The organism is Bradyrhizobium cosmicum (assembly GCF_032290525.1).
Classification (GTDB): Bacteria; Pseudomonadota; Alphaproteobacteria; order Rhizobiales; family Xanthobacteraceae; genus Bradyrhizobium; species Bradyrhizobium cosmicum_A.
On the sequence record NZ_JASXTA010000004.1, the window covers coordinates 161581 to 174441 of the forward strand.

12 protein-coding genes are annotated in these 12861 nt (G+C 64.8%); 1 reads left to right on the forward strand and 11 read right to left on the reverse strand.

Going from position 1 to position 12861, the window contains the following annotated elements:
• Window positions 1-7 precede the first annotated feature (7 nt).
• Window positions 8-754, forward strand: coding sequence for a hypothetical protein (locus tag QSV46_RS09270; RefSeq protein WP_314949549.1), 747 nt, complete (start codon window positions 8-10; stop codon window positions 752-754).
• Here the strand turns inward: QSV46_RS09270 and QSV46_RS09275 are convergent.
• The 11 genes from QSV46_RS09275 to QSV46_RS09325 all read right to left on the reverse strand — a co-directional run bounded on the left by QSV46_RS09275 (window position 751) and on the right by QSV46_RS09325 (window position 12798).
• Window positions 751-1638 (reverse strand): ABC transporter permease, encoded by an 888-nt coding sequence (locus tag QSV46_RS09275; protein WP_314949552.1) that lies wholly within the window; start codon window positions 1636-1638, stop codon window positions 751-753. The two genes, QSV46_RS09270 and QSV46_RS09275, sit on opposite strands and share 4 nt — an antisense overlap.
• Window positions 1639-1641: 3 nt before the next feature.
• Window positions 1642-2583 (reverse strand): ABC transporter permease, encoded by a 942-nt coding sequence (locus QSV46_RS09280; RefSeq protein ID WP_314949555.1) that lies wholly within the window; start codon window positions 2581-2583, stop codon window positions 1642-1644.
• 31 nt (window positions 2584-2614) lie between these two features.
• Complete coding sequence (locus QSV46_RS09285; protein WP_314949557.1) at window positions 2615-4126, reverse strand: ABC transporter substrate-binding protein; 1512 nt, start codon at window positions 4124-4126, stop codon at window positions 2615-2617.
• Between the two features lie 23 nt (window positions 4127-4149).
• Entirely contained in the window at window positions 4150-5250 is a 1101-nt protein-coding gene (locus tag QSV46_RS09290) for a dipeptide ABC transporter ATP-binding protein (protein WP_314949559.1), read from the reverse strand.
• Window positions 5250-6239: an ABC transporter ATP-binding protein gene (locus QSV46_RS09295; protein ID WP_314949561.1), complete on the reverse strand. Its 990-nt coding sequence runs from the start codon at window positions 6237-6239 to the stop codon at window positions 5250-5252. Before QSV46_RS09295 ends, QSV46_RS09290 begins: the two co-directional genes overlap by 1 nt.
• On the reverse strand, window positions 6236-6946 hold the full coding sequence (locus QSV46_RS09300; RefSeq protein WP_314949562.1) for a DUF1028 domain-containing protein: 711 nt from the start codon (window positions 6944-6946) through the stop codon (window positions 6236-6238). Before QSV46_RS09300 ends, QSV46_RS09295 begins: the two co-directional genes overlap by 4 nt.
• Window positions 6947-6956: 10 nt before the next feature.
• Entirely contained in the window at window positions 6957-8762 is a 1806-nt protein-coding gene (locus tag QSV46_RS09305) for a gamma-glutamyltransferase family protein (protein ID WP_314949563.1), read from the reverse strand.
• A gap of 87 nt (window positions 8763-8849) precedes the next feature.
• The gene (locus tag QSV46_RS09310; protein WP_314949566.1) at window positions 8850-9839 is read right to left on the reverse strand and encodes an oligopeptide/dipeptide ABC transporter ATP-binding protein; all 990 of its coding nucleotides are present in this window, start codon (window positions 9837-9839) and stop codon (window positions 8850-8852) included.
• Window positions 9836-10822, reverse strand: coding sequence for an ABC transporter ATP-binding protein (locus QSV46_RS09315; protein WP_314949568.1), 987 nt, complete (start codon window positions 10820-10822; stop codon window positions 9836-9838). Before QSV46_RS09315 ends, QSV46_RS09310 begins: the two co-directional genes overlap by 4 nt.
• 13 nt (window positions 10823-10835) lie before the next feature.
• The gene (locus QSV46_RS09320) at window positions 10836-11807 is read right to left on the reverse strand and encodes an ABC transporter permease (RefSeq protein WP_314949569.1); all 972 of its coding nucleotides are present in this window, start codon (window positions 11805-11807) and stop codon (window positions 10836-10838) included.
• A 10-nt stretch (window positions 11808-11817) separates the two neighbouring features.
• Window positions 11818-12798, reverse strand: a complete 981-nt coding sequence (locus QSV46_RS09325; RefSeq protein ID WP_314949570.1) for an ABC transporter permease — start codon at window positions 12796-12798, stop codon at window positions 11818-11820.
• Window positions 12799-12861: the final 63 nt, after the last annotated feature.

Below are 12861 nucleotides of genomic sequence, written 5' to 3' on the forward strand. Positions count from 1 at the left end.
GCTCGAGATGATTCGTGACTTCTCCGCCGGCAATTATCGCTTCATTCCTTCCGTGTTTCAGTATTCGGCGGGCGCCGCCGCCGACGCCGGTTACGAGATCGAACGTATCAGGTTCGATCGCCTGGTGCCGCTGGCCGAGGGATTTGCGCTGGCAGCGAAGTACATCCAGGAGGTGGGCCGGCCATTGACTGCCTTTTGCGCCTGCGAGCTGCGCTCGCCGGCGGCCTTCAGCGAGGAGGGTTTTCGTGCGTTCAATTTGCATTATGTGAAAACCCTTTCGGAATGGGGCATCTTCGACGGCACCACCAATCCGGTGGCGCGCAGCAATGTCTGCCCGGAGATCGACCCGCCCTCCGAGCCGTCGTTTTACGCGTTCTCCTTCACGCGCTCGACGACTTCGAAGAGCCCGAGCTTCGTGATATCCGGTGGCGCCGAAGCACGCGAGGGCAGCGGGACCTATGTCGAGCGCACGGTGCGCTACCGCGACCTCAGCCCGGAAGGCCTGCGCGAAAAGGTACGATTCACCACCACGTCGCAGATGGAGAACCGGTTGACGGCGTTCGGCTTCGGCTGGAAGGACACGACGGGTGTGCAGGCCTATTCCGTGCATGACTTCCACCACGCACTGGTCGACGAGCTGGTCCGCCGCGGCGCGCTGCGCTCCGGCCTGACCTGGCATTTCGCGCGGCCGCCGGTGGTCGATCTCGAATACGAGATGGATTGCCGCCGCGTGCTGTGCGAGACCGTGATCTAGCGCTGGCGCGGGTCGAGGGCGTCGCGCAGGCCGTCGCCGAGCAGGTTCAGCGACAGCACCACGAGGAAGATCGCAAGCCCCGGCCAGATCGCCATCCATGGCGCCTGGGTCAGGAAGCGCTGAGCCGAATTGAGCATGCTGCCCCAGGACGGAGCCGGCGGCTGCTGGCCGAGACCGAGAAATGACAGCGCCGCTTCGGCGATGATGGCGGCGGCGATCGACAGCGTCGCCTGTACCAGCAACGCCGGTAGGATGTTCGGCAGGATGTGCGAGAACGCGATCCGCCACGGCGGATTGCCGAGGGCGCGGGCGGCCTCGACATACTCCTCCGCCTTCACGCTCAGCACCTGGCCGCGCGTCAGCCGAATGAAGATCGGGGTGGCGGAGATGCCGATCGCGATCATGGCGTTGCCAAGGCTCGGGCCCAGGAATGCGGCGAGCGCAATCGCCAGGATCAGGAACGGGCAGGCCAGCATCGCATCGGTGATCCGGCTGATCAGCACGTCGACAAATCCGCCGCGATAGCCGGCGAGCAGGCCGAGCGGCACGCCGATGCCGAGCGCAATCGCGACCGAAATCAGACCCGCCATCAGGGAGGCCCGCGCGCCGTAGACGACGCGGCTCAGGATGTCGCGGCCGAGATCGTCGGTGCCGAACCAGTGCGCCGCGGTAGGCGGCTTGCGCACCAGGCTCCAGCTCGTCGCGATGGGATCGTAGGGCACGACCAGCGGTGCAAGGGCGGCAAGCAGGATGAACGCCGTGATCACGACGAGCCCGAACACAGCGGCTTTGCGTTTGAATAGGCGCCGCCGCGCGCGGCGAGCCGGGCTGTCGAGCTCGTAGCTTTGTGTTGCGGGACTGGCTGGCAGCGCAGCGGCGGTCATCGCCTAGCCCCTCAGCCGTGGATTGACCAGGACGTAAGCGACGTCGGCAACCAGGTTCAGCGTGATATAAACGGTGGCCGTCACCAGTACCACACCCTGCACCACGGCGTAGTCGCGGTTGAACACCGCGTCCACGATCAGCTTGCCGAAACCGGGAATGGAGAAGATTTGTTCGGTCAGCACGGCGCCCGACAGCAGCGTGCCGAGCTCGAGCGCGCCGAGGGTGATGATCGGCGTCAGCGCGTTGCGCATCGCGTGCTTGAGAATCACCGAACGCTCGGAGAGGCCCTTCGCGCGCGCGGTGCGGACGTAGTCGCTTTCCAGCACCTGGAGCATGGCGCTGCGGGTATGCCGCATCAGAATCGCGGAAATCGCATTGCCGAGCACGAACGCCGGCATGATAGTGGCGGCCAGGCTTGCGCGCCAGTCCTCGGTGAGCGGTACGTAGCCGGAGGCCGGCAGCCAGCCCAGGTGAATCGAGAACAGGAAGATCATGAGGATTCCGAGCCAGAAATTCGGCGTCGAGATGCCCCACAGCGCGAACAGGTTGGCGCCGTAGTCCCAGGCCGTGCCCTTCTTCACCGCCGATACGATGCCGGCGGGAATGCCGATGAAGAACGCGAACAGGATCGCCATCGAGCCGAGCTGGAGCGTCACCGGCAGTTTCTGCGCGATCAGCTCGCGCACCGGCATCTTGTTGCGCAAGGATTCGCCGAAATTGCCTGTTAGCACGCCCTTGAGCCAATAGGCGTATTGCACGGGGACAGGCTGATCGAGCTTATATTGCTGACGGATCTGCTCGATGACGGCGGGATCACGTTCCTCGCCGGCCATCACCAGCGCGGGATCACCCGGCAGCAATTGCTGGAGCGAGAAGATCAGCACCGACACGAAGAACAGCGTCGGCACGATCTGCGCGATGCGGCGGGCGAGAAAGTTCAGCATGGTTCGGCTCGCGTCGCCGGCGCAGCCCCGATCACTTGAACTTCAGCCCGACCACGCGCACCAGCCCGTCGGGCATCTGCCGGTAGCCCTGGAGCTTGGTCGTGTGTGCGATCAGGAGCTTGCGGTGATAGATATAGATGATTGGCAAATCGTCGAGCACGATCTTGGCCAGTTTTTCGTAGATCGCCTTGCGCTCGTTGACGTCTGAGGTCAGCCTGCCATCTTCCATCAGCTTGTCGGCTTCCGGGTTCGAATACCCGCCGTCGTTCTGCGGAGCCTTGCTGCGCATGAAGATATAGGAGTTGCCGTCGGGATCGATGCGGCCGCTCCAGTTGATCTGGAAGACCTGGAATTCGCCGGCCTGGGCCTGCTTGAAGGTGGTCGCAAATTCGACGGCGCGGATCTTGATGTCGAAGCCCGCTTCCGCGGCCATTGACTGGATGACCTGGGCGACGGCTTCGTTCTCCGCGCCCTTGGGAATCATGTAGTCGACGGTCACCGGCGAGGTGACGCCCGCTTCCTTCAGAAGTGCCTTCGCCTTCGCAATGTCGCGGCCACGGACCGGAAACGCCTTCTGGTAATAGGGATGCGTGGGGCTGACCCATTGATTGCCTGGGGTGAACTCGCCGTTGAAGACCACTTGGTTGAGAGCTTCGCGATCGATCGACAGATCGAGCGCTTGGCGTACTTTCGCCGACTGGCCTAGCGGCCCCTTCGCTTTGTCGTTGCCGATATTGACGGTCAGGCCGTAATAGCCGAGCTCGGGCGCCGTCGACAGCACGAGCCGCGAATCTGCACGCACGTCCTTGATGTCGGTGGCCAGCACCCGCTCGATCAGATCGAGCCCGCCGGACTTCAAATTGGCCAGGCGCACCGTGGCGTCGACGATCGGCAGGAACACCACACGGTCGATGTGGATGCTGTCCTTGTTCCAGTAGTCGGCGAACTTCTCGAATACCATGCGGTCCTGCTGGACGCGCTCGACGAATTTGTACGGGCCGGCGCAGACCGGATGCAGGCCGAACTTGTCGCCGGCCTCTTTCGCTGCCTTGGGCGACACCATCATGCCGGAGCGGTCGGTGAGCTGGGCGATCAGCGGCGAGTAGGGGGTCTTGAGCACCAGCTTGATGGTCAGGGGATCGACGACCTCGACGTGATCGACGCTGGCAAGCTCGGACTTGCGGAACGAGGTCGGCAGCGTCATGTGACGTTCGATCGAGAATTTTGCGGCTTCCGCATCGAGCGGCTCGCCGTCGTGGAATTTGACGCCCGGCCGGAGCTTGATCGTCATCTCCTTGCCGTCGGCCGAGGTCTCGTGGGACAGCGCGAGCTGCGGCACGATGTTGAGCTTCTCGTCGATGTCGAACAGCTTGTCGCAGAAGGCGGAGAACACGATGCGGCCGACATAGGTGCGGCCGATACTGGGATCGAGGATATCAGGGTCCTCGGCGATGCCGATGCGAAGCGTTGTCTGGGCCTGGGCGGCGCCCGCGAGCGACGTCAGCAGGGCCGACGCCATGATTGCCAAACGCATGAAACTCATCGCTCTCAACCTCTGTTTTGCGGCTATGCCGGGTCTGTTCCCAATGAACTAACCCCGCTCGCGCGCGCTGCTTCCGGGCCGCCGCTGAAGGCGGCGACCAATTTTTCAAGGACCGGCGAGAAGCCGCCGTCGGACGGGACGATCGCCGCGGAGGAGGGCAGTTCCGACGTTCGGTGGCAGGCTGTTGCATGTCCGATGCCATCCGGCACCAGTTGCGGCATTTCACTGCGGCAGCGCTCGATCACATAGGGGCAACGGGTGTGGAAGCGGCATCCCGGCGGCGGATTGAGTGCGCTGGGGATCTCCCCTTGCAGCACAATCCGGCTGCGCTTTGCCCGCGGCTTAGGCACGGGGATCGCGGACAGGAGCGCGCGGCTATAGGGGTGGCGGGGCGCTGCGAACAGCGCGTCCGCCTCCGCGGTCTCGACGATCTGGCCGAGATTCATCACCGCGACGTGGTCGGCGATGTGTTTGACCACGGCCAGATCATGCGACACGAAAATATAGGCGAGGCCGAGCCGGTCCTGCAGCTCGCGCAGCAGGTTGAGAATTTGCGAACGGATAGAGACATCGAGAGCCGAGACCGGCTCGTCGCAGATGATCAGCTTCGGCTCGACCGCGAGCGCGCGGGCAATGGCGATGCGCTGGCGCTGGCCGCCGGAGAATTCGTGCGGATAGCGCCGCTCGAGCCGCGGCTCCAGGCCGACTAGCCGAAGCAGTTCGGCGACCCGCTCGCGCCGTCGCGCCGGCGGCACCAGATCGTGCAGCGCCAGCGGCTCGGTCAGAATCTGGCCGACCGTCATGCGCGGATTGAGCGAGGCGTAAGGGTCCTGGAAGATGATCTGCGCCTCGCGGCGGAACTTTCGGAGCGCACCGGCATCCAGCGAGAGCAGGTCGCGGCCATTGAAAAGCACCGTGCCCGCGTCCGGCTCGATCAGGCGCAGCACGAGGCGGCTGACGGTCGATTTGCCGCAACCGGATTCGCCGACCAGGGCCAACGTCTTGCCGGCTTCCACGGAGAATGAAACGCCATCGACTGCTTTGACATGCGCCAGCGCCCGGCCGAACAGCGAGCGCTCGGCGACGAAATGCTTGACCAGGCCTTCGACCTCGAGCAGCGCCATCACGACACCAATAGTTCGAGCGGCGCGCGGATGCAGCGCGAGAGGTGGCCAGGGCTGATTTCGACCAGCGGCGGCGGCGCCGTGGTGCAGGCCTCCAGCACGAACGGGCAGCGCGCGGCGAAGCGGCAGCCGGCGGGCGGCTGCGCCATGTTCGGCACCATGCCTTCGATCGTCGCAAGCTGCTCGGCGCGATGGTCGAGGCGCGGGATCGAGCCGAGCAGGCCGACCGTGTAAGGATGCTGCGGCGCGGAGAACAATTCATCCACCGGCGCGCGCTCGACGATCTCGCCGGCATACATCACCGCGACTTCGTCGCAGACCTCGGCGACCACGCCGAGATCGTGGGTGATCAGGATAATCGCGGCGCCGCTCGCCGCCTTCAGCTCACGCATCAGCTCCAGGATCTGCGCTTGCAGGGTGACGTCGAGCGCGGTGGTCGGCTCGTCCGCGATCAGAAGGCGGGGGTCGCAGGCCAGTGCCATCGCGATCATGACGCGCTGGCGCATGCCGCCGGAGAGCTTGTGCGGATATTCGTCAATCCGCCGCTCCGGCGAGGGGATGTGGACACGGCGCAGCAGCTCGATCGCGCGGTCCCGTGCGCTACGCCGCGAGCCGCCGCGATGGCGCAGGATGGTTTCGGTGATCTGGTCGCCGATGGTAAAGCTCGGATTGAGCGAGGTCATCGGCTCCTGGAAGATCATCGCGAGCCGGTTGCCGCGCAGGTCGCGCAGGGTCTGGTCCGGGGTCTTCAGCAAGTCAAAGCCGTCGAAGCGGATCGCGCCTGATATCTCTGCGCTTTGTTTCGGCAGAAGGCCCATAATCGCCAGTGACGTCACGCTCTTGCCGCAGCCGGATTCGCCGACAAGGCCGAGCGTCGCGCCATTGGCGACGCTGAGATCGACGCCATCGACGGCGTGGGTGATGCGGCCGTCGTCGCCATGGAAGCGGATGCGGAGATCCTTGATTTCGATGAGAGGGGCCGCGCTCATGGTTGTTTTGCACGCGCCGCGGCGATGCTGGTCTCGATGATGCTGCGATCGGTGTTGCCGGCCGGGTTCTGCCGCGTCGGCATGGACGAGCGGAAGTGCACCCAGAGCTCGTGGCTGACGCGTTCGAGTCGTTCCAGTTCGCCAAGCGGATCGGGATGGTCGTCGGTGCGAATGTCCAGTGCCGGCCATTCCTCCTCGCCGTGGATCAGGAGCGCCGCAGACTGCTTGCCGCGCTTGTCGCCGCCGGCAGCTTCGCCCGCACGCATCGCCGCGAGCAGGCGGCGCGGGAAGGGAAGGCTGTCATTGGCGATGTAGGTTTTTGCGGTCTCGTCGAGTACATCGGCGCCAGCCAGCATGTTGCCGGCAATCGAAAAACCGCTGCCAGCGATGTGTCCGCACCAGTCGATGCAGTCGTTCCCGGTATGCGCGGCGATCTCACCGCTTGCGTCCATGATGTGGATCTGGCGGCTTTCGCGGCCGTGGTCGGTCGCGAGCAGGGTGGCGAGCACGTCATGTGCATTCAGGCCCTCGCGCAAGAGATTGACACCGTCGATGCCGTAGTAGGGATTGACGAAGGCCTGCGTCGCGATGGCGCCGAGGCCGGCAGCGATATACGGGACGCGCGCGCCGACGGCGAAAAAACGGGTCGCAACCGCGATGCCGAACTGGCCGGTGGCGGGATCGCGCGCGATGATCGACCAGGTCATATTTTGCCCATCAGCGTCCTGCTGCGTAGCCCTGCATGCCGCGCGGATTGGCGGCGGCGCGGCGGCGTACTCCGACGCGCGAGGCTGCGGTGAGGCGGCCTTCGGACCAGTCGGGGCCGATCTCGACGATATGCCCGCGCTCGCGCAGATTCTCGATCGTCGCTTTCGGCACGCGGTTCTCGACCACGAGCACGCCGGGGCGTGCGGTGCGCGGCCAGAACGAGATGGGGAAGTGTTCGGAGTGCCAAGCCGGCGCGTCGATCGATTCTTGAAGATTGAGATTGCAATGGACGTGGCGCAGGAAGAATTGCGTGATCCATTGGTCCTGCTGGTCGCCGCCGGGCGAGCCCCAGGCGAGATACGGTTCGCCGTCGCGCAGCGCCATGGTCGGCGATAGCGTGGTACGCGGCCGCTTGCCCGGCGCGAGCGAGCTCGGTTGGTTCTCCTCCAAATCGAACATCTGTGCGCGGCTGCCGAGGCAGAAACCCAGCTCGGGAATGACAGGTGAGGATTGCAGCCAGCCTCCCGACGGCGTCGAGGACACCATGTTGCCGGCCTTGTCGATGATGTCGAAATGCACGGTGTCGCCGTGCACCTCGCCGAAGCGCCCCACGGTTGGTTCGCCGGCGCCGAGCGCGCCGACGGCCTCGCGTTGGCCTTCGGCGCGGCGCAGCTTGACCACGCCGCCAAGGCCCTCGACCGCGCCAGGCCGGAGATCGAGCGAAGCTCTCTCGGTAACCAACTTGCGGCGTTCGTCGTTGTAGGCGTCCGACAGCAGCGTCGCGATCGGGATCTCGCTGAACTTGGGATCGCCGTAGAATTTTTCGCGGTCGGAAAATGCGAGCTTTGCGCATTCGATCTGAAGATGGATGAATTCCGGCCCGGTCGGGTCGAGCCCGTCGAGCGCAAAGCCCTTGAGCAGTGCGAGCTGCTGCAGCGTCACCGGGCCCTGGCTCCAGACGCCGGCCTTGCAGACGGTGTAGTGGCCATAATCATAGGTGAGCGGGGCCTCGACCGTCGGCTGCCAGCGCGCCATGTCGTCCGCCGAGAGCACGCCGCGATGCGGCGAGCCGCTGACGTCCATCATCTCTTGCGTCCGGCAGAATTTGTCGATGGCCTCCGCAACGAAACCCTGCGACCAGGCCTTTCGCGCGCGCTCGATCTCGGCGTCGCGGCCACCACCGCCGCTCTCGGCCTCGGTAAGAATGCGGGTGTAGGTCGCAGCCAGCGTCTTGTTGGTGAAGAGCGTGCCGGGCCGCGGCACTTCGCCGTTCGGAAGATAGACCGCGGCCGAGGTCGGCCAGTGCTTGCGGAACAATTGCTCGACGGTCTGGATCGTGTTGCAGGCGCGCTCGACCAGCGGATAGCCGTCGCGGGCATAGGAGATCGCGGGCTCCAGCACATCGCGTACGCGCATCGTGCCGTAGTCGCGCAGCAGCATCATCCAGGATTCGAAGGTGCCGGGAACGCAGGCGGCGAGCAGGCCGGTGCCGGGCACCATGTCGAGGCCCTCGCTCTTGTAGTGCGCGATGGTGGCGCGCGCGGGCGCGGGCCCCTGGCCGCAGATCACTTCGGTGCGGCCACGCTTGACGTCGTGGACGATGATGGGCACGTCACCGCCGGGCCCATTCAGGTGCGGCTCGACCACCTGGAGGGTAAACGCGGTCGCGACGCCGGCATCGAAGGCATTGCCGCCCTTCTCCAGGATGGCCATGCCGATAGCGGTTGCGATCCAGTGCGTGGTAGCGACGACCCCGAACGTGCCCTCGATCTCCGGGCGCGTCGTGAAAGGATCGGGATTGACGTTGCTGGCCATGGGACTTCGCTACCTTATTTATCGCGCGCGCAATTGATCACAGGCGACGCCGTGCCGCCAATGCGCAGGCTGCATGGCACGCGCGCGTCACGCCGGGACCGGAGCGGTGTTGACCGCGTGACAGGCGACGCCGTCGATCAGCTCCGGGCCTTCCTTGCGGCAGAGATCGAACGCCAGCGGACAGCGTGGATTGAAGGCGCAGCCGGGCGGCGGATTGATCGGGTTCGGGATCTCGCCCTTCACCGGAATGCGCTGGCGGCCGCTCATGGCAAGATCGGGCACGGCCCCCAGCAGCATCTTGGTGTAGGGCATGCGCGGGCGGGCGAACAACTCTTTGCCCTCCGCGATCTCGACGATGCGGCCGAGATACATCACGCCGACCCGGCTCGCCATGTGGCGGACCACGGCGAGGTTGTGGCTGATGAACATATAGGTCAGGCCGAACTTGTCCTGGAGATCGCGCATCAAATTGAGGATCTGCGCCTGCACGGAGACGTCGAGCGCCGATGTCGGCTCGTCGCAGACGATGAATTCGGCGTCGGAGGCGAGCGCCCGCGCAATCGCGATGCGTTGGCGCTGGCCGCCGGAGAATTCGTGCGGAAACTTCAGCCGGTCGTCGGGGTGCAGGCCGACGAGGCTGAGCAGCTCGCCGACGCGAGCCTGGATGTCGCGTTCGCCCTGGATCAGGTCGAAAGCGCGGATAGGCTCGGAGATGATGGCATCGATCCGGAAGCGCGGGTTCAGACTCGCATACGGGTCCTGGAAGATCATCTGGATGCGGCGGCGCAGCTTTCGCCGCGCTTGGGCCTGCCGCGGATCCGTCATCGAGACACCGTCGATCAGCACGTTGCCGGAGCTCGGCGGCAACAGGCCGACCACCATCCGCGCCACCGTGGTCTTGCCCGAGCCGGACTCGCCGACCAGCGCAAAGGTCTCGCCCTTCCTGATGTCGAAGGTGACGCCGTCGACGGCCTTGAGGTATTCGAGATGCCCGCCCTCGAGCACGCGATTGAGCCAGGGCTTCGAGACGTCGAAGACGCGGCGCAGATTCGTGGCTTGGACGAAAGGAGCGCTCATGCCGCGCTCTCCGCCGGCACGGTGTCGTAGAGGTGGCAGGCGACCGATTGCGTGCCGCGCGGCAGCGGCTCCGGCCGCTCGACGCGGCAACGGTCGAAGGCGAATGCGCAGCGCGGATTGAACGAGCAGCCGCGCGGGATCGCCGATAGGCGCGGCATCGAGCCGGGGATCTGCACCAAGCGCTTGTCGTCGCCAGCGAGCGTCGGAATCGCGCCCATCAATCCCTTCGCATAGGGGTGCAGCGGATTCCTGACGACGTCCTGCACGGGACCGATCTCGGCGATACGGCCGGCATACATCACCGCCACGCGGTCGGATGTCTCGGCGATCACGCCCATGTCATGGGTCACCAGCATCACGGCGGTGCCGTGATCACGGCCCAGGCGTTTGATCAACGAGATGATCTGCGCCTGCACGGAGACGTCGAGCGCGGTGGTCGGCTCGTCCGCGATGATCAGCTCGGGCTCGGCGCAGATCGCGAGCGCAATCACCACGCGCTGGCGCATGCCGCCGGAGAATTCGTGGGGATAGCCGTCGATGCGCTTTTCCGGCGCGGGGATTCCGACTTCGGCGAGCAAATCGATGGCGCGGCGACGGGCCGCCGTCTCGGACAGGTTCAGGTGGGTCTTGATGGTCTCGATGATCTGGTCGCCGACGCGGTAGAGCGGATTGAGCGAGGTGAGGGGATCCTGGAAGATCATGCCGATGCGTTTGCCGCGGATGCGGCGCGTCTGCTCCGGCGGCAGATTGTCGATGCGCAGGCCTGCAAGGCGAATCTCGCCGCCGGCGATGCGGCCTGGCGGATCGATCAGGCCGATCACAGCAAGCCCGGTGACGGATTTGCCGGCGCCGGATTCGCCGACCACACCCAGCACCTCACCCTTGGCGATGTCGAAGGAGACGCCGTCGATCGCGCGGAGCGTGCCGCGGCGGGAGGCGAACTCGACCTGGAGATTGCGCACGGAAAGAACGGGTTCGGTCATCAGCGGCGCATACTCATCGGAGCTTCGGGTTGAGCGCGTCGCGCAGCCAGTCGCCGAGCAGGTTGATCGACAGGATCAGCGCGGCGAGCGCAAGCCCGGGGAAGGCGACGATCCACCATTCGCCTGCGAACAGATAGTTGTTGCCGATGCGGATCAGCGTACCGAGCGACGGCATGGTGTCGGGCAGGCCGACGCCGAGGAAGGACAGGGTCGCCTCGGTGATGATGGCAAGCGCGAGGTTGATGGTGGCGATGACCAGGATCGGGCCCATCGTGTTCGGCAGCACGTGGCGGAACATGATCATTGGTGCGGGCAGGCCGATCAGCTGCGCTGCGGCCACGTAGTCCTTGTTCTTCTCGACCATCACGGAACTGCGCACCGTGCGGGCATATCCGACCCAGAAACTCAGGCCGATCGAGATCACCAGCACCACCAGCATGCTGGTGGCATCCAGTCGGTTGCCGAGGATCGACTTCGCGATGCCGTTGACCAGCAGCGCGATCAGGATGGCGGGGAAGGTGAGCTGCACGTCGGCTATCCGCATGATCACGCCGTCGACCACGCCACCGAAATAGCCGGCGATCAGGCCGAGCGCGATTCCGAGCGCCCCGGCGAAGATGACGCCGGCCACGCCGACGGCAAGCGAGATGCGCATGCCATAGAGGATGGCGGAGAACACGTCGCGGCCCTGCTCATCGGTGCCGAGCAGGAACGGGCTCTGGCCGTCGGCGGTCCATAGCGGCGAGATCCGCGAGTTCATCAGTTGGAGCTGCGCCGGATCGAACGGGTTCTGGACCGCAAGCCATGTGGCAAAGATCGCAAGCAGGAAGAACAAGACCGTGATGGCAGCCGCAACCATGGTGAGCTTGGAGCGGCGGAAGGAATAGAAGACGTCGCTGTCGAGCGCGCGGCTAAGCCAGCCGCGCGCGGCGTGCGTCGGCTGCGTGCTCGGCTTGTCGGAACTGGAGGCAACTGCGTCAGACATGAAGGCTGCCTTATGCGGCGCGGCCGATGGTCGAGCGCAGACGCGGATCGACCACGGTGTAGAGGATATCGACCACCAGATTGATGGTGACGAAAATCAGAGAAACCATCAGCAAGTAGGCGGCCATAATCGGGATATCGACGTTTTGCACGGCCTGCACGAACAGAAGTCCCATGCCCGGCCATTGGAATACGGTTTCGGTGATGATCGAAAATGCAATAACCGAGCCAAATTGCAGTCCGGCCACCGTGATCACGGGAATGAGCGTGTTCTTCAGCGCATGGCCGAAATGGATGGCACGGGTGGTCAGCCCGCGAGCCCGGGCGAAGCGAATATAGTCGGTCCGCAGCACTTCCAGCATCTCCGCGCGCACCAGCCGCATGATCAGGGTCATCTGGAACAGGCCGAGCGTGATCGATGGCATGATCAGCGCCTTCAGACCCGACAGCGTGAGCAGCCCCGTCGTCCACCAGCCGAGCTTGACCACCTCGCCGCGGCCGAACGAGGGCAACCAGCCCAACGTTACCGCGAACAGATAGATCAGGAGAATGCCGATCAGGAAAGTCGGCAACGAGATGCCGATCAGCGAAACCGCCTGGAATAATTTGGCAAGCACCGTGTCGCGCTTCAGCGCCGAATAGACGCCCATCAGGATGCCGAACACCATTGCGAATACGGTCGCGCATATCGCAAGTTCCAACGTCGCGGGCATACGCTCCACCAACAGCGTCGAGACCGGCTGGCGGAATTGATATGAGACGCCGAATTTGAACTGCGCGGCATTGCCGAAATATCGCACGAACTGCACCGGCACGGGATCATCGAGACCGAGCGACTTGCGCACGGCTTCGCGTTCGGCCGCCGACGTGTCGATCGAGACGATCTGGTTGACGGGGTCGCCGGCGAAGCGGAACATCGAGAACGCGATGATGCCGACGGCGAACATGACGCCGATGGCCTGGAGGGCGCGGCGAAGAGTGAAAGCGAGCATGTCTTCCACTATCCTCAGGTATGCGTTTGGTTGACGTCTTTGTCAGCCGGAAAAGGAAAAGTC